General features: G+C 41.2%; 15 protein-coding genes. 2 read left to right on the plus strand and 13 right to left on the minus strand.

Going from position 1 to position 18,039, the window contains the following annotated elements; all coding sequences use genetic code 11:
* Window positions 1–59: 59 nt before the first annotated feature.
* The 13 genes from FWE23_01320 to FWE23_01380 all read right to left on the minus strand — a co-directional run bounded on the left by FWE23_01320 (window position 60) and on the right by FWE23_01380 (window position 16,917).
* Window positions 60–1,358, minus strand: a complete 1,299-nt coding sequence (locus tag FWE23_01320) for a MiaB/RimO family radical SAM methylthiotransferase (GenBank protein ID MCL2844083.1) — start codon at window positions 1,356–1,358, stop codon at window positions 60–62.
* Window positions 1,358–3,283 carry a methyl-accepting chemotaxis protein gene (locus FWE23_01325; GenBank protein ID MCL2844084.1) on the minus strand — a complete coding sequence of 642 codons (1,926 nt, stop codon included), beginning with the start codon at window positions 3,281–3,283 and terminating at the stop codon, window positions 1,358–1,360. Before FWE23_01325 ends, FWE23_01320 begins: the two co-directional genes overlap by 1 nt.
* 223 nt (window positions 3,284–3,506) lie before the next feature.
* Window positions 3,507–4,586 (minus strand): class II fructose-bisphosphate aldolase, encoded by a 1,080-nt coding sequence (gene fbaA / locus FWE23_01330; GenBank protein ID MCL2844085.1) that lies wholly within the window; start codon window positions 4,584–4,586, stop codon window positions 3,507–3,509.
* Between the two features lie 206 nt (window positions 4,587–4,792).
* On the minus strand, window positions 4,793–5,776 hold the full coding sequence (locus tag FWE23_01335) for a hypothetical protein (protein ID MCL2844086.1): 984 nt from the start codon (window positions 5,774–5,776) through the stop codon (window positions 4,793–4,795).
* 4 nt (window positions 5,777–5,780) lie between these two features.
* Window positions 5,781–6,866 (minus strand): hypothetical protein, encoded by a 1,086-nt coding sequence (locus FWE23_01340; GenBank protein MCL2844087.1) that lies wholly within the window; start codon window positions 6,864–6,866, stop codon window positions 5,781–5,783.
* A gap of 14 nt (window positions 6,867–6,880) precedes the next feature.
* Window positions 6,881–7,339 (minus strand): hypothetical protein, encoded by a 459-nt coding sequence (locus tag FWE23_01345; GenBank protein MCL2844088.1) that lies wholly within the window; start codon window positions 7,337–7,339, stop codon window positions 6,881–6,883.
* Between the two features lie 13 nt (window positions 7,340–7,352).
* On the minus strand, window positions 7,353–8,036 hold the full coding sequence (locus FWE23_01350) for a hypothetical protein (protein MCL2844089.1): 684 nt from the start codon (window positions 8,034–8,036) through the stop codon (window positions 7,353–7,355).
* Between the two features lie 13 nt (window positions 8,037–8,049).
* The gene (locus FWE23_01355) at window positions 8,050–9,165 is read right to left on the minus strand and encodes an SPFH domain-containing protein (GenBank protein ID MCL2844090.1); all 1,116 of its coding nucleotides are present in this window, start codon (window positions 9,163–9,165) and stop codon (window positions 8,050–8,052) included.
* Window positions 9,166–9,191: 26 nt separating this feature from the next.
* A complete protein-coding gene (locus tag FWE23_01360; GenBank protein ID MCL2844091.1) occupies window positions 9,192–10,421 on the minus strand; it encodes a hypothetical protein in 1,230 nt (409 codons plus the stop codon).
* A 47-nt stretch (window positions 10,422–10,468) separates the two neighbouring features.
* Entirely contained in the window at window positions 10,469–11,065 is a 597-nt protein-coding gene (locus tag FWE23_01365; GenBank protein ID MCL2844092.1) for an InlB B-repeat-containing protein, read from the minus strand.
* A 12-nt stretch (window positions 11,066–11,077) separates the two neighbouring features.
* Complete coding sequence (locus tag FWE23_01370) at window positions 11,078–13,375, minus strand: hypothetical protein (GenBank protein MCL2844093.1); 2,298 nt, start codon at window positions 13,373–13,375, stop codon at window positions 11,078–11,080.
* 540 nt (window positions 13,376–13,915) lie between these two features.
* Window positions 13,916–15,367: a putative DNA binding domain-containing protein gene (locus FWE23_01375; GenBank protein ID MCL2844094.1), complete on the minus strand. Its 1,452-nt coding sequence runs from the start codon at window positions 15,365–15,367 to the stop codon at window positions 13,916–13,918.
* A 203-nt stretch (window positions 15,368–15,570) separates the two neighbouring features.
* A complete protein-coding gene (locus FWE23_01380) occupies window positions 15,571–16,917 on the minus strand; it encodes a cyclic 2,3-diphosphoglycerate synthase (GenBank protein MCL2844095.1) in 1,347 nt (448 codons plus the stop codon).
* A 257-nt stretch (window positions 16,918–17,174) separates the two neighbouring features.
* Between FWE23_01380 and FWE23_01385 the strand changes: the two genes are divergently transcribed.
* Entirely contained in the window at window positions 17,175–17,336 is a 162-nt protein-coding gene (locus FWE23_01385; GenBank protein ID MCL2844096.1) for a hypothetical protein, read from the plus strand.
* Between the two features lie 10 nt (window positions 17,337–17,346).
* A complete protein-coding gene (locus tag FWE23_01390; GenBank protein ID MCL2844097.1) occupies window positions 17,347–17,829 on the plus strand; it encodes a hypothetical protein in 483 nt (160 codons plus the stop codon).
* The last annotated feature ends 210 nt before the right edge of the window (window positions 17,830–18,039 follow it).

Consider the following 18,039-nt stretch of genomic DNA (forward strand, 5'->3'; position numbering starts at 1 on the left):
GTATCTGTTTTTTGTTATAAAAATACGTTTTGCCAAAACAAAAAAGTGAGAAACATTTTTTATTTCGCGCTATCTGCCTCAAATGAATTATCTTTCAAATTATAGCGTTTCAAGACTATTTCGACCGTTTCGTTCTTTTTGAACAAAGAGTTTTTCTCGCCCTTTACACGCAAGAAATTACTCGTAATTCCGTTTAATCCGCCGCCTGCTTCAACTATTATTCTCTCGCTATTACCTATTCGCGAACGCGCAAACGCCTCTTGCTGCTCAGAAAATATTTTTTTTAGCGTTTCGCTTCTCTGCTTTTTTGTTTTTTCACATAATTGAGGCAATTCTGCGGCAGGTGTATTCGGACGAGCGGAATACGTAAAAACGTGTCCGTAATTAAAGCCGAATTTTGTGATGTTTTTGCAGGTTTCAATAAAATTTTCGTCGCTCTCTTCGGGAAATCCGACAATAAAATCGCCGCCGAGGTTTAATTTGGGCATAGATTTTCTGTATTTTTGCAGATTTTCAAGAAAATTTTCGATTGCTTGGGAGCTTCTGTTCATCTTTGTAAGGACTTCCGCCGACAGCGACTGAACGGAAACGTGCAAATGCCGACAAATCTGCGGATTTTGTATCATAAATTCAAACAGTTTTTCGTCGCAATCACTTGGGTTCATTGAAGATAGTCGCAGTCGCACGTTTTTGTCGAGAGAAATTATGCTCTTTGCAACATCAATAAAAGTTTTCTCCGAATTTGAGTATTGTCCTATGTGAGTTCCTGTTAAGACTATCTCCTTATATCCCAGAGATATAGCGTTTTTTGCGAGCGCAATTATTTTATCGAAATCCGCACTTTTCGGCATTCCGCGCAAATACGGTACAATGCAATAACTGCAAAGCGAAGCACAGCCTTCTTCTATCTTTATCGACAGTCGCGTTCTGTCCGAATTTTTGGGGTCTTCAATAAACTCCGAGAGTGGTAAAATGCCGCCGTTTTCCAAATTCTCGACAAAAACACCATTTTTTTTGCTGTTTATAATGTCGAATATGTCGTTTTTTCTCGCGTTTCCTATAATAAAATCAACACTTTTTAATTTCGGCGAGTTTTGTTGCGCCAAACAGCCGACAGCTACGATTTTTGCCTGCGGATATTTTCTTTTCAGCGAATTTAAGTATTTTATGTTTTTGTCTTCGGCGGTTTGGGTTACCGAACAGGTATTAACTATAATAAAATCAGCGGATGCAAAATCTTTTCCGTCATAAATAATATTAAAGCCGTTTAGACGAAACTGCGAGGCAATTCCGTCTATTTCTTCCTTGTTTGTTCGGCAACCAAACGAATTAAATGCAACTGACAAGCCTGACGACATCAATAACTTCCGAAATTGTCGTCATCGAACGGAATTAATGTTTCCGCCTTTGCCGCTCCTGCAGGTTTATAGCTAATTTTCGCAGTCGATTTTTTTGAAGCCCCGAATTTGTTTGCCGCTCTGTTCTGCGTAATCGTTCTTGCTTCTTTTGCCGCTTCGCCGTCAACAACACCGATTAAATCGCCGACCAAATCATTCATAGAAAGCGCTTGGCTACTTAATTCCTCGGCGCTTGCCGCTAACTCTTCGGACGCGCTCGCGTTTGCTTGCGTCACTTGATCCATACTTCCGATTGCAACGTTTACTTGTGAAATACCTTTTGCTTGTTCGTCGGCGGCAAGGGTGATTTCACTTACTATCGATGATATTCTTTTTGACGCTTCCGCAATTTTTTCGATAGCCTCTGCTGTTTCGTCCGCAAAAGTTACGCCGCGTGTACTGCTTAATTGCGAACTTTCTATAAGCGTTGCCGTTTTCTTTGCGCTTTCGGCGCTTCGCTGTGCAAGATTTCTCACTTCTTCCGCAACAACCGCAAAACCTTTGCCCGCCTCGCCCGCTCTTGCCGCCTCTACCGCCGCATTAAGAGCCAAAAGGTTGGTTTGGAAAGCAATGTCGTCAATATCTTTAAGGATTTTTGCAGTATCGTCGCTCGATTTTTGAATTTCAAGAACCGCTTCCTGCAAGCGTTTCATTGCATTTTGGCTGTCTTTCGCTTTTTGAACGCTGTCCTGAACTATGGTATCGGCATTTCTTGCGTTATCTGCAGATTGCTTTGTCATTGACGTAATCTCGTTAAGCGAAGATGAAATTTCTTCCAAACTTGCCGCTTGTTCGCTTGCGCCGCTTGCCATTCCTTGTGATGTACTCGAAATTTCTCCCGAAGCCGCCGTAACCTGACCGGAGCCCGACGAAAGCCCGCTTATTGCCGCAGAAATCGGCTTAACTATAGAGTTTGTTATAACGACACCCAAGAAGGCTCCGAGAATAATCGCAATAATTAGTAATGTAATCGTGATTATAACGCTGGTATGCAAAGTTATCGCCGCCGACCTTGTTTCGTTTTCCGCTCTATTTTTTGTCGCCTCTATTAAAGCGTTCACTTCTTGAGCAAACGTACCCAAATCTCCGCTAAATCTCTGCTGGTGTGTATTTACTCTTGCTTGCAATGTCGCATATTCAACAAAAATGTTTGAATAACGCTGATAATTTTCTCTCAGCACGCTATACAATCTTCGGGTTTCGCTTGAAATCGACGTCGATGCCAATATTCTGTCAATATTATTCAAACCGTTTCCGAAATTTGCGGTAATAGAACGGGTATTGGCAGTATCGACCGTTTGGCAAAATCTTGTAATATCTACCAACTGACCGAATATGTAGGCAACAAGATTAAACGAATTGTCGCGAACTTCCTGAGATGTGTTTGGGTCTCGGTAAACAGAATTTCTTAATTCTACCGCAGTACTGGAAACGTTTATGCCTACAGAGTCAAGCGTGCCTCTCAAGGCAAATTGTCTTAAACCTATGTTGACCAAACTGTCGTATTGAATTCTTAATGTTCTGAGTTTCGGCTCAAGCGTTCTTATTGTGTTTTCGAGAACGGGCAAATTATTCGTCGTTCGCAACAATTCGCGCGCATTTCCGAAATGCGAGTCCAAATCCGAAAAGTTTCTGCGCGCCGAATTCAAATAATTGTCTTCAAGCAAGTATGCATATAATGCCGAATTCATAATAAGGTCATCGACCGACTGCTGAATTGGCGCAGAAATGCTTATCGACGGCATTATTTCGTACGCAATAAAGTTCGACGTAGCTCCCGCCGAATTCATATTGATTGACGCTACGACACCCAAAATTGCCGTAACTAAAAGTAGTATAACTGCAAGTGCCGTAATTTTCGCACTCAATTTAAGTTTGTTGAACACAAATACCTCCTAAAAGGGTTTAACATTTTTTTTACTCGTGAATAATATAATATTTGTAAATATAAAAATGTACAAAAAGTGCGTTTTTCTGAATTTTTTTTCACAAATCATTTTTAATGAAAAACGAAACGCTTTGCAAACAGTTTTTACAGCAAATTGAAGCAGTGCAAAACAGAGGGCGACCGCAAAAAGCCGCCGCCCTCTGAAAGCTAAAAACCAAAAATTAGTTTCTGTTCAAAGAATTAAGGTCTTTGTAAGCCAACAGCAAACGCTCAACCATACCTTCTTCCATTTTACGAAGCCACACGCGCGGGTCGTAATACTTCTTGTTCGGTTTGTCTTCGCCTTCGGGGTTGCCCAACTGTCCTTGCAAGTAGCCTTCGTTTGCTTTGTAGAAGTTCAAAATTCCTTCCCAAGCCGCCCACTGCGTATCGGTGTCAATATTCATTTTGATAACGCCGTAGCCCAAGCTTTCTTCGATTTTTTCGGGCTCACTTCCGCTTCCGCCGTGGAAAACGAAATTAACAGGATTGCTTCCCGCAGGAAGATTGTGTTTCTTTTCGATATATTTTTGCGATTCGTCCAAAATTTTCGGCTCAAGCATAACGTTGCCCGGTTTGTAAACGCCGTGAACGTTTCCGAAGCTCGCTGCAATCGTGAAATTCGGCGATACTTTGCTGAGTTCTTCGTAAGCGTAGCATACGTCTTCGGGTTTTGTGTAAAGCTCTGATTTTTCAACGTGAGAGTTATCGACGCCATCTTCTTCTCCGCCCGTAATTCCGAGTTCGATTTCGAGCGTCATTCCCATTTTCGCCATTTTTGCAAGGCGCTCTTGGCACATTTTAATGTTTTCAACAAGCGGCTCTTCCGAGAAATCCAACATGTGTGAAGAAAACAAAGGTTTACCTGTCGCCGCGAAGTGTTTTTCGCTTTCCGCAATAAGTCCGTCAACCCAAGGAAGCAATTTTTTCGCGCAGTGGTCTGTGTGAAGAATTACGATAACTCCATAAGCTTCCGCAAGCGCCTGAATATGTTTTGCACCCGCAACGCAACCCAAAATAGCCTCTTTTTGGTCGCCGAGTTTAAGTCCTTTTCCAGCGTTAAACGCCGCGCCGCCGTTAGAAAACTGAATAATAATCGGCGAATTTGCCTTTTTTGCCGCTTCCATAGCCGCGTTGATAGAATCGCTACCGACAACATTAACCGCAGGAAGTGCGAAACCTTCTTTTCTTGCGATAGCAAATACTTTGCTTACATCGTCCCCGAAAATCACTCCGGGCTTTACTTCATTGAAAATCCCCATAAGATACAACTCCTTAAATTTTAGATTAAAACCGAAATTTTGCCGTAAAAATACTATTTGGGCAAAGGTCGGGCGACATTAGTCGCCCATTTTGTGTAATTTTTGTGTAAATTCCGAAGTATTTCATTCATAAACACATCCGTTAAACAGACCAAAGTGCGAAAAAGTCGTAAGTTTGGTCTGTTTTTTGTGAGAAAGATGTTTTTTCACTCAAACACCCGCAAATGCGGGAAGCCGTTGTTTGTTTCGGGGATTATTCGCCAAATTGTAGAAAAGTCCCAGTTGATGAAAGTTTCTTGTTGGCGCATTTCGGCTTCGGTTATCATTCTTGAATTATTTGCGTTGCCGCTTCCGACTAATCTGTTTCCGACGACGTTTCCTGAAGCGAAACTGCGAGTAAGCCAAGTTGGGGTAAAGTTTAAGCCCGCTAATCCTCCTACCCTTGTATTGTTTCCTGCGGCGCTTACATCTGCCGCGGCATAAGTTCTTTCGATTGCGCCTTGATTATCTCCGACTAATCCGCCGACAAAATCGTTTCCTGCGACTACTCCGATAAAATAACTATTTATTATATTGCCGTTTGGAATGCCGCTTGTGTTAATACCTACCAAGCCGCCGATACGATCCCCGCTTCCGATTATATTTCCCTCGGCAAAGCAATTTTCTATCGTTCCTTGATTTCTTCCTGCTAACCCGCCGACAATGCCGCCGCCTGTAATATCAACAATAACGCCTAAGTTTCTGACTATTGCGACGGAAGCAATATTTCCGAAAAAACCTTGAAGATCGCTTGTGCTGTTTATTTTTATCCCGCTTACAATATTTCCGTTGCCATTGAATGTGCCGTTAAATGTTCTGTTGTTTGCATTTCCAATCGGCACCCACGCGCCGCTTTGGATTTCTATGTTGTTCATAAGCGTGATTGTTCGACCGTTAAATTGATTTGTGCCTGCGTTTACCAATCTCGCGATTTCTCTTAAATGCGCTTCGGTCGATATTGAAATTTGTGCGGCGTTCCAGTTTATTTGTCCGCTGTCGCCACCACCGCCGCCATTGTCTCCGTCGTTTCCTCCTCCTCCGCCACCACCGCTTGTATTGCCGTCGAGATACACATTTTTTACTATGAAATCGCAGGAAACGAGCGTTAAAAGGCAAAAAAGCACTGTCGATAAAAATATTGTTTTCTTCATAAATTTACCTTCTTTTTCTTATTAAAGTATAGCCGATACCCAATGTCCAAGTTGCGTTAAATCCTTCTTCAAAAACCGTTCTGTTGTCGTCTTCATAATAAAAATCGGGGTTTCGCCTGTGTCCGAATAAAATTCTGTTTGTGATGTCAAAATTATTGTCCCAGCCGAACATCAATTTCCAAAAAAGACCTGCAATTCCTATATTTGTCCCTGTTTGCGAATTTAGTGTTTCGTTTTCTTTTATGAAATTTACAAGAAGCAAGGTGTTGTGATACCCCGCGCTAAATCCCAAAACGTTTTTTATTGCCTCGTCTCTGCTGATGCCCACGCCGAAATTCAATAGACCGCCAAAATATGCGCCACCACCGCTTAATTGCGCAGAAAAATAAAAACCGTTTCTGCTTATGCTTCCCAACTCAACCGCCGCGCCAACGCCTGTTGCAGACGTCCCCGCGATAAATTCGGGGCGAACGGAAAATACAAAATCATTGTTTAACGGAGTTCTCTCTCTGCGTTCGCGAACAATTATTGTCGGCGGTTGTGCCTGTTGCGCTCGAATACTGTGTTCTAACGCTATGCTGTCTGCCCGCGCCCTATGAATGAGCGATATACTGTCTGCCTGTGCTTGTCTGACCAATGCTATGCTGTCGGCTTGCCCTTGTCTGACTAACGCCAAACTATCTGCTCGCGCTTGTTGACGTAAATAAACAACATTTTCGAGATGGAGAAAAAGCGCGGCGGTATCGACTACCATTCTGAAAGTAGCCGAAAAGGTTTTGCCGTCCCAAGTTTCTTGCAACACTTCGGTATTCACACGTCCGAGAGTGTATATTTGCACTTCTTCGCTAAAGTCCTCCGTTTCATTAGTTGTTCTCAAACTTTGCCTGCTTTCCACCAAAACGCCGAGTTCGCGCAACAATAAGGTCTGGGCTTCTTGTGTTGCGGTGTTTCGAGCCGAAACTCGACTGTCGGTATCGCCTGCGCGGAATGAATGGTGGCGTTCAAATTCGGCAGTGCGCCCAAATGTTTGGGCGCACGCAAAGAAGAGCATAAAAAAGCACAGAGCAAATATTGGTTTCGTTTTTTTCACTGCTGCTCTTTCGCTCAATTCAGCAATTCGACTTTTATTATTCCTCTTCCTCTGGTCTGTTCAATCTCGCCTAATTCGGGATTCCATTGAGCAAATTCTCTTTCTCCGAATGTTATCCTAATATTTTTACCTATGAAGTTTTGCACTTGTTCTTCTACTTCCTGCCAACCAACTCCCAAAAAATAAAGGACACAACCTTCAAAACACGTTCTTTGTCCATTGATTTCTATGCAACTGGAATACCCTAAATCCTCATTGTCGGAATACTCAAATCCTACAAATCGTCCGACTATTATATCGGCAACATCTTGCTCAAGAGCATCTTCTGATAATGAGCAAGTAAAAATAAACAGCAATGGAATAAACACTAAAACTCCTGCAATCGCTTGTCCAAACCTAAGGGTGAAAAAGCTAAACAACGTTCCGATGAGTGTAAAAACCATCAATATTCCTAAAATCTCTGTAATTCCCATAAAAAAACTCCTTTCAGTTAAGCGTTTTCAAAAGATTGTTTCTTTCACTTATCGCCGATAATAATGAATTTGTTAACGATATTATACACTCTGTATTTTCTGCTGCTTTGACTGCGCGTTCAAGATCATTGACAGATGCGAAAATAAGTTCTTCTTTCTCTAACAAGTCGGGATATGACTTTACAGGGCTTGAATAAAGCGCGTCATATACTTTTTCAACTCTCTTTTTTGCTTCTTTGTCGCTGATTGTTTCTAACAGCGTTTTCAGTTTTGCGGAAGCGTTTTTAATGTATGCAATTTGTGGGGCTCGCTTTTTTTCCGCATTAGCGGAGTGTTCGTTAGCAATCATATTAGAAATAAATGCGATAAAAAACACCCCCGCTGTGCAAAGTTGAACAAGCAATGCAAGGTTGTATTCTTTCGGAGCGAGGTATATAAACACCATTCCCACTATAAACTGTATTACGAAATAAGCCACCGATACGGCATAAAGCGAAAGCCCAAATACCGCTTTGCTTTTCCCGCTGCGGGTTAAACACGGCGTTATCAAGAGCGTTAAATATGCAAAATGAATAAATCCGTAAGACATCCATACTGATGTGTTATGCTCAAAACCTCCCAATACAAAGAAAAGCAAGTTAAATATTACCAAAAACACGAGTTTAAGAATTGTTGCTAAAACATTCGTCTTTTTCATAGGTTGCGCCTCCTTACATTCTGCTCATAATTTCAGTTTTTTTTGCATCGAATTCCGCTTGCTCTATCAATCCTAAGTCCAGCATTTCTTTAAGTTTTTTCATTGCTGCGATAGGGTCATTGCTTCCGTCGCTTGATGCTGGTGGCGTTTGAGGCGACGGTGCTTGTTGTTGCATTGGAGCAAACATTTGTTGTCCCATGTTTCCAAACGTTCCTGCGGCTGCTAATCCCATGCCAAGTCCTGCTCCGGCTCCGGCAACTCCTCCCGAATTCGGATTTGCGGCAAGCGTTTTGCTGATATCTGCCGCTTGTTGTCTGCCCCAATCGTCGCCGAGAACATTCATAACTGTTTTATCGGCTTGAGCGTTGCGCATTTTGGATATGGCATCCATTCCGATTTCATCATAACGGCGGCGTAATTCATCGTCGTCCATATCAATCGCAGAAATTGAAAACTTAACTATTTTCAAACCGTAATCATCGAATACTTCGCCGAGAAACGGTTGAACGGTTTCTGCAAATTCTTCCATTCTTCCCTCGATGCCGAGTAGTTCCGTTTCGGTTTCGTTGAGAGCACGAGTAATACTTGATTTTACCTTGCCTTGAAACTCGTTTGCAAAATAATCGTCTAAAAGTTCTTGCTGTCCCATTACATCAACGTTGTTTCCGATGAGTTTAGTCAAAAATTTTTGAGGGTTATCAACTTGGATTTTATAAGATCCGCGGGCTTTAAGTTTTGTTGCAATTCCGAGTTGCTTGTCGCGCACCTGAATAGGCGAAGATGTTCCCCACCTTATTTCCATACTGTGAGCTTTGCGAACAAAATAGACAACGCAACTAAATGTGCTTATGCCACCTGTAAAAGCGTTTCTTATGCGGCTGATAAACGGATAATTTTCGGAGGAAAGTACATATTTACCGTTGTCAAACGTCTGCTCTATAACGCCGTCTTTAATGAATATCGCCTCTTCACCCGGCATAACTATGAGGGTTGAGTTGTTGTTAAAATCTTCTTCAGGTTGTCTCCAAATAAGAAGATTGCCGTCTCCTGAGTTTTTTATTACCTCAGCCCAGTTTTTTTTGCCGCCTGCAAATGCGGTTTCGTTGGGATTTTTTGCAAAAATGCTCATAATTCATTCCTTTCTTTGAGTGTTTTTTACACTGTTAAAACTTTATCAATATCAAAATCAAATGCTTCTTCAACTCCGGAAAATCTCTCATATATTCCGTGCAACGCTTTCATTTCTTCTTTGCGTTTTTTTACAATGTTGAGCCATTCTTGCTCAAACTTATCGAGATTTTCTTTTGCTTCTGCACGTTTTTCGTCTCTCGCTTTTCCTTTTTTAAAGGTAAACGGAAGACGTAGCGCCAATAAACCGGAACACGCTAAAAAGATACCTGCCCACAAAATCGACGAAGCCCCGAAATGGCTGATGGCTGCACCGATTAAGCACACTATCAAGAAGAAAACAAGAAGGGCTGTGTTATTTTCAGGAATTGCTTTTAATGCTGCTTTCAGGTCTTCGTGCTTCTTTTTTCGTTGTTCGTCAAGCGGAAGTTTGTCGTAGCAATATGCATCTCCGCTTCCTGTCTGCCATACGGAATATCCTTGTCCCTTGTAGGTAAAAAATATGCCGTATAATCCTAAAAACAAACGTTTTACTTCTTTATCAATACGGTTTCCGCCAAAATTCAGATTACGGGCGTGTTGTTTGCTCTTCAAAATATTTTCGACTTTTGATTTTATATGCGCCTCTGCACGTGGTTTAACGTAATCATTAAACGCTGTTGTTTGCGGTAAATCATATTTGTAGGTTTTAACGTCCGACGGATATTCCAAATCTTCAAAATCTACCAATTGGCGGCTCAAATTATCACCGCTCAATTGCATATATGTATTTGCAATTCGGTCGCCAAAGTTTTTTTCGCCTGAAACAAAAACAGTTTCTGTAAATTGCACTTCGTCTTTGATTGTTCTCCAATCAATATGAGTTTTTTCTCCGGTGCTTCTACCTTTATGATAAACCGTTTCTTTCCTTTCAGAGCCTTCTTCGTATGTAAAAGACCCCGTTCCTTCGCATTCGAAGCAGTAAGCGGGAACACAATGACATTCTTCACGAACGACTTCCATCTCGTCCAATACATCTAACGGAACATATAGTTCTTTCGACAAAGCATAAAGAAGTTCTGCGTGAACTTTTGCAGAAGAGGCGCTTAAAGGAATACCGAAAGCGATATTTTCTTTCTCTGCAACTTCCGCATTTTTAACCAAGCCCTCTATCACCAATTCTTTTCTGCACGAAGGACATTTAACGTGTCCTTTTGAATTTTTTGGGATAGGCAACGGCTCTCCGCAACTTGGGCAAGTAAAATCCCTGATACTCATTATTTGTCTCCTTTCAAAGAGATTTAAGTTTTGTTAATGTTTTTCAACTACTGTCTCACGTAAGTAAATCCGTCCCAATTTAATGTATTACCGCCGTGATAAGTTATTTGCTCAATTCCCAGAAAGCCAAAATTAAGCGTTATCGTCGTTCCGTTGATGTGATAACTGAAATTAAACGGAAAACTCATTCCCTCGTCATAAATCGTCCAAGTTCCTGTTCCGTCTGCGTTAAACACAATTATATCCCACTCCTCTGCGGAATTGCCTTCCCACCCCCAAGTTCCGACAATGCTGTTATTGCCGCCGTTATTTTGAGTCCAACGAGCGTGTAATGTCGCATTGCCTCTGACTTCATACCAATCTCCTATACCGCCTACACGACTTCCGCCTGAATTTGACGTATGCCAACCGTCAAAGGTATGATCGTTTCTGCTTGTGGAAGGCAGTTCTATCCATTCGCCCTCATTGACGGTTCTGCTTTGAACGCTTGTGCCGCCGTTTGCGTTAAAGTTTACAGTAAAACGTACAGGATTACCTCCACCCGAACTGTGATCAACAATACCCGGCGCCCCTGTAATAAAATCACAGCCGACAAGCATAATCAAACAAGCAAATGCCCCCAACAAAAATTTAATCGTTTTCATAAAAACTCCTCCTTATTTTCTTCTCGTTAAAGTGTAGCCGATGCCCAAAGACCAAGTTATATTAACACCATCTTCATAAAAAATTTGGTTGTCATTAACTCTGAAAATCACAGGATTACTTCTGTGTCCGAACATCAATCTGTTGGTTATATCCAAATTGCTTTGTCCGCCAATCATAAGTTTGTGAAAAATTCCGCCGAAACTTGTGTTAATCCCGTTTGCACTTGCGGTAAAAAACGGATCTACCTCAAAATCGACGGGCTTTATAGAATTGCGAAAACCCGCGCTTGCTCCCAAGACGTTTTTTACTTTATCGTTTTGGTTTATACAATAGCCAAGATTTGCCATACCGCCGAAATAAATCGCTCCGCCGCTTAAATCCCCCGAAATGTAAAGCCCGTTTTCAAGAATTGTTCCGATTTCAACATTCAGCCCGATATTTGCTACCGCTGTTCCCATAACCAATTCGGGACGGACGGAGAGCACAAACGTGTTATTTCTATCGCCTGTATCTCTATTGTTTGCCGAAGGCGTTGCAATAGGTGTGGGTTGCGCAGGTTGCGGCACGACAGTTTCTTGCACAAAGGTTGGTGTAGGCACTGCTTGCGGCATTTCTTCTTCTGTTGTTTCAACAATCGGCGCAGGTGCGGGTTGTAAAACTGCCTGTGTTGCTTGTGCCGCCGCAATTTGCGCCTGCTCGGCTTGAATTCTTTGTTGCTCAGCCGCCGCTTGCTCTTGTGCTCTTTGCAATCGTTCTGCTTCAAGGCGTTGCTGTTCTTGTATTTGTTGCTGCTGCGCTATTTCTGCTTGTTCTTGCACAATTCTTGTTTGTTCTGCTGCTTGTACTTGCGCTATTTCTGCCGCTGATGGTGTTGTTTGTGCCTGCGGTGTAGGAGCAATTAACGGCGGAAAGTTTTCGGGGGCAACATCGAAAATTCCGAAACCTAAGAAGCCAAGCCCCTGGCGAACTAAAGCAGAAGTATCAGTGAGAGCAAACCCGCTGCCCATATTGCCTCGATATACAGTCCATTGCAGTACTCTATGCTCTATTCCGTGGCGATCGGTTATATAACAAACAATATCACTGCCGATACTATTAAATCGTTGCCTGCTTTCTCGTTTACTGTAATGAACAAATCTTACTTGTTTGCCTTGAACTTCAGAAACTCCCCAAGGGATAGGTATATCTTGCGGTCTTCCTGCAGCAAATCTGACCATTCTGTTATCTTGAGTTCTTAATATAAAAGGCGGTCTTCTTGTTCCAATCATTCTATTTACCCATTCCTGTTTTTTGACTAATTCCGCTCGTTCTATTTCCAGAGACGTAAGTTCGCTGCTTGCTTCAATAAACCCAAACATTTGCGGAATTAAATTGCCAACACGGTTTATTCTTGTTATTGTGCCTGTCGCATTCGCTTCTATCTGAAAAATTGGCGCAGTCCAGTCCGAAGTCCGCGATTGCCGAAAACGAATTTCTCTTCGATTGTTATCAACAAAAGCAAACCCTCGCCCGTCTTGCCCGGAGCGAAAATCAACCATTGTTTCTATTGTTCTGCCCGCTCGTTGCGCTTGTTGCTGTATTTGTTGTTGCCTTGCTTGTCGCTCTATTTCCCGCCGCTCTATTTCGCTTTCACGAGCCCTATTGCCGCTTGGAGCACTCGCCGCAGAAGTTGCAGGCAAAGGAAGCCCGACAGTTAATGTAAGATTTCCCGAAGATAATCTTTGTATGTTTTGCGGAAAATTTGCCATCCAAGCATCGGCTTGTTCTCTTAATATTCTCTGCTCTTCTGCATGAATACTGTCGCGTATCCTTTGCTGTTCTCTTCGTTCTTCTACGGCAATACTGTCTCGCACACGTCGCTCCTCTGCTTCTCGCCTTTGTCGCTCCGCTTGCGCTCGCTCTGCTTGTCTTTGTCTTTCTTCTCGTTCTCTTTCCGCTCGCCTTTCGGCAGGAGTCATCAAATTTTTCGCTGCTTCTAAATCTTTTACAAATCTCTCCTGTCTGTTGTTGAATGCCATCGAACTGCCTATACCGCTTTGCGTTGCCATACCCAAAAAAACAGGAATGAGTGCTATATACTTCGCGGTAGTTACTTCCATTTTATTGTGATTATTTGGAAGTCCGCGAATTTGCCTAAGTTCTATAAGTATATTGTTTGTCGAAGCGCTTCTTGGAAAACTTTCGAGTGTTTCTATCATAAAATTCAACTGCAGTTCCGTTGCTCTTTGCTCATACCTTGTAAGCGCTTGAGCAAACACACTACTGACAATCACTAACACAACGAGTGATATTTTAATTAGTTGCTTCATTTTTTTACACCTCTTTCTCCAACAGTAGTCGTTTTGCCTGTGCCTCCTGCCCATGACAACATAATAATTTTCATATAACTTACCGCCTTTCTGCCGTTTCTTAACGACAAATTAAATTTATATTTGAAACCATTTTTGAACAAAATAAAGAATGACCATCCAAAACTTTTGAGCCACCAAGAATAAAACAAAAACGCAAAAATTTTGCGCCCGAAAAGGCGTCCCCTTGTAATATCCCCACATATATTATACTTTGTATAATTATATGTGTTGTGTTGTGTTGTGTTGTGTTGTGTTGTGTTGTGTTGTGTTGTGTTGTGTTGTGTGTAAACGCAAGAAATCCCCCGCAATGTTTTTTATTGCGAGATTGAAGAAATTCTGTAGATTTGCCGTTGCAACCATTGTTTTTTCTCCGTTAGTGTTAGATTTCCCTAAAATATTGAGGAGAAAATAATATTTGCTTGCGGTGGATTTCGGAAGTATTTTGGTTTTTGAGGAAAATTGTTGTTGTTTGCAATTTACTCTTATGAAATTTTCGGACTATTGCCCTGAAGCAAGTTTATCCTTATATTTCAAACCGTTAGCCGTCAAGCGATATTTTTGCGAACGATGTTTAGGTTTTTCAGGGATAGTCATTTCAATTAAATTCAGTTTTAACGCCGGCTGAATATAGTTTGTGAAAAAATTACTTCTGTTGTTGAGTTGCAAATTTGCTTGTATTTCGGCTCTGTCTTTTTCGTTGTTAAGCACTTTCAGCAGTTCTCTGACTTGGGGGGTGATTTGTATGGTATCTTGTATGGTATCTTGTATGGTATCTTGTATGGTATCTTGTATGGTATCTTGTATGGTATCTTGTGGTTTTTCTTCAAAAATTTGCGCGAAATTTCTTGCGAAAGCAACTTCCAAGCCGCCTTGACGAACATTAAAAATCGGCTCTGCAAGTCCGCTTTTTGTTGTTTCTTCGATTATTGTTAAAGTTCCTCTGCCCCACGCCTCAATATATCCCGCACGATAAAACATATCGGCAATTAAAGGGTTGCGCCTATATGAATCGTGATTTTTGCTCAAGTCCTCCACGCTTAATTTTTCTAGTTCGCCGGCGTTCCAAATCAAAACAGTCGAATCATAAACCCGTAAAGATATAGAAGAATTGCTCGTGTAATCTTTATGAATAAGCGCGTTCAGTATCGCTTCACGAATTGCCTTGTCGGGAATTTCCAATGTCTCAACGCGTTGCATTCCTTGATAACTTACAGGAGACAAAAGATATTTTGACCTCAAATGGTTGATAATTTCGTCGAACATCGTAAAAAGATTTCCCGAAATGTCGTCGTGAATAATAATGTCGGTGGAATCATTTCCTCTAAACCGTCCAATTTTGAAATTTGCGCATCTGAAAAAACGAATGGGCTTTTTTCCGAACAACAAAACTGCCGCTCTTGTAAGTTTTCCTGCTTCGGTAAGCAATTCAAGGTTTTGGAAAAGTTGCCTGATATTTTTGCTGTCGATACCGGTCGGAAGTCGATTATGTTGCATTGCCTGAAACACAAAACGCGATACCGTTTCTTCGTCAATGTCTTCAAAATCTGCATTATCCACGCCGATTTCATCCCAAGTAAGATTATTTGTTTTCAGTAAGAGTTTTTGGAGTTCGCCGCCTTTTAATTCTTGGGTCGTGCTACCGCTACGGATATAAAATTTCCCGTGATAAGATAACGCCGATTTACTAGTCGGAACAGTAATTTTCACAACTTGCTTTCCGTTTACATTTTCTGCTTCCACTTTTGCGGCGACAACAAAAAATATCATAATTTTATTAGGTAAATCTTCTATAAGTTTTTCGCTGTTTTCAACCCCTACAACCTCGCCTTTGTCGTTTATGCCGATATAAATCACCCCGCCGTCAGTGTTGGCAAACGCACACACGGTTTTAAGATACTCGTCTCTCCAAATTTCCTTGAATTCGACAGTTTGCGATTCTTGTAAGTTCATATTCTGTAGTTCCTTTTTGCTTGTAAAATACGTTGTTTTTTAGGTGGTTTTCGGAATTATTTTGATTTTTGGGTGAAATTTGTAATTTTGTTCTAAACGCAGAACGAAATGCACAAAAATAGGGAAGGTCTCAAGACCTTCCCTATCTGGTTTGAATATCTGCTTGCCTTTTCAATCGTTGCTTGCAAAACTCCGAACTATTTCTATTTTTTCACATTTTTCGCAACAAAATCCTTCAAAACCGTTTCCAAATTCGGAGTGCCGATTTCGTCCAAATCGTAGCCTATTTTTACGCACGGCTTATTGATTTTTATGACGCGTTGCAAATCTATCGGAGTGGCAATAACAACTGTATCGCAATCAACCTTATCAATGGTTTCGGCAAGGTCGCTCATTTGTTTTTCGCCGTATCCCATAGCAGGCAGAAGCGTTCCGATATTCGGATATATTTCAAATGTTTCTTTGATTTTTCCGACTGCTACATTTCTCGGGTCAATAAGCTCTTTTGCGCCAAAACGTTGCGCCGCTACTACGCCCGCGCCGATTTTCATTTCGCCGTGAGTTAGGGTCGGTCCGTCTTCAACCACCAATACGCGCTTATCTTTGATAAGTTCGGGTTTGTCCACTGTCAATGCCGAATTCGCGTCGATTACAACGGCTTTCGGGTTTACTTTTTTGATGTTTGCTTTTACAATTTCAACGTTTTCTTTTGTTGCGCTGTCAATTTTGTTAATAACGACAACGTCCGCCATTCTCAGCGACACCTCGCCGGGGTAATACGAAACTTCGTGCCCGGGACGATGCGGATCGGCAACGGCAACAATAAGGTCGGGTTGGAAAAACGAAAAGTCGTTGTTTCCGCCGTCCCACAAAACAACGTCGCAACCGCTCGGGTCGTTTTCCGCCGCGCGAAGTATTGCCTCGTAATCGACGCCCGCGTAAATCACATTTCCGCGACTGACATGCGGCTCGTATTCTTCCATTTCTTCGATTGTGCATTTGTTCTTTTTAAGGTCTTCCACTGTTGCAAATCTTTGAACTTTTTGCGCTTCCAAGTCTCCGTATGGCATCGGATGGCGCACAGCTATGACTTTCAGCCCCTGTTTCATTAAAACTTCGATAATTTTTCTTGAGGTTTGACTTTTGCCGCAACCCGTTCTTACCGCCAATACCGCAATAACAGGCTTAGTGCTTTTAATTGCGGTGTTTTTGTGTCCCATCATCGAGAAATCCGCGCCCGCCGCATTCACAAGCGCGCCAATATTCATAAGGTCTTTGTAATTTATATCGCTATACGAAAATACGCACTCGTCAATGTTATTTTTTTTAATGAGTTCTTGCAATTCGTCCTGCGCAAAAATCGGAATTCCCTCAGGATATAACGTTCCCGCCAAAGAAGCAGGATACTTTCTGCCTGCAATATCAGGAATTTGCGCCGCCGTAAAAGCAACTACTTCGTATTTGTCATTATCGCGAAAAAACGTGTTGAAATTATGAAAATCTCTTCCCGCCGCTCCGATAATTATCACCTTTCTTTTTTGGTTTTTCATACTAACCTTCCTCCTTTGATTTAGTCCTGTTTCGTATTCATAACGGAAACTTTGAAGTGAAAATAATTTTTGCGCAAAAACTGTGAGAAAAAAAATTAAAAAGAATAAAAAAAAATTTTTGAAAGATGGTTTGTCGCCCTTTTTATTTATTTTTTACAATTTTATAGGGAAAAATTAAATTTACTCCACTTTGGTGCAGAAATAAATTATTTTATCTACTTAGGTTATATTAAAAACATATTAAAAAGGGAGGCTTTATGGAACGCACTAAAAAAGAAGCTGTTGTCGGCGAAGCAAGTAGCAAGTTGGTTGCCGCAGCATTAAAGTCATTTGATTCACCTGCCAAAAACTCACAGCGTAGTGTTGCAACCACTATGAATTTAGGGTGCCGAACAAGTGTTCGCACAAGAATTAGGTAGGCAGAAAACAATGGCATTTAATTATGCAATATCAATAGACACTATAATATTAGCAATAACTGCAGTTGTATCTTTAGGAATGCTTTTTATAGCATATAGAGGCATAAGAGAACAAATACAGAATGCAGTCGGTAGCAAAGAAGACGTTTTCAAAGCAAGAAGATTAGAGCAACTTAAAATAGCCGTGTCCATAGAAGAGCAAATAGACAAAACTTCATCAAAACTGTCCGAATTTTCGTGGTTGATTGCTACCAGCGAAGAGAAAAACGATAATGATAAATTCTATCTTACAGACCTAATTGAGCGTTATTTATATGCAATAGACACTTTATGCTACGCAATAAATAAAAACTATCTCGACAACGAGGACGACTGGAGAAATAAGTATAACGATAGAATTCGTGAGACAGTTCAAACATACGAGCAATATTACGGAGAAACGTCCCCATATAAAAACACAAAAGATATTTACAGAAAATGGAATAATTCATAATGTTAAAAATAAAATCAAAGAAAGTTATCTTTTTTTGTGATTTTTAGACATTTTCACCCTCAACCACCACTACAATAAATTATTTTACTTACGCGACAAGATATGGATTGTGAGATACTCTCACTCTTCATTGATATTTTTTTATTCTTTTTTAGGATAATCAGATAGCCTTTATGTGCTGTTCTGTTTATCTGATTTATTCCTATTTCA

Source organism: Chitinivibrionia bacterium (genome assembly GCA_009779925.1).
In the GTDB taxonomy this organism is placed as follows: Bacteria; Fibrobacterota; Chitinivibrionia; order Chitinivibrionales; family Chitinivibrionaceae; genus WRFX01.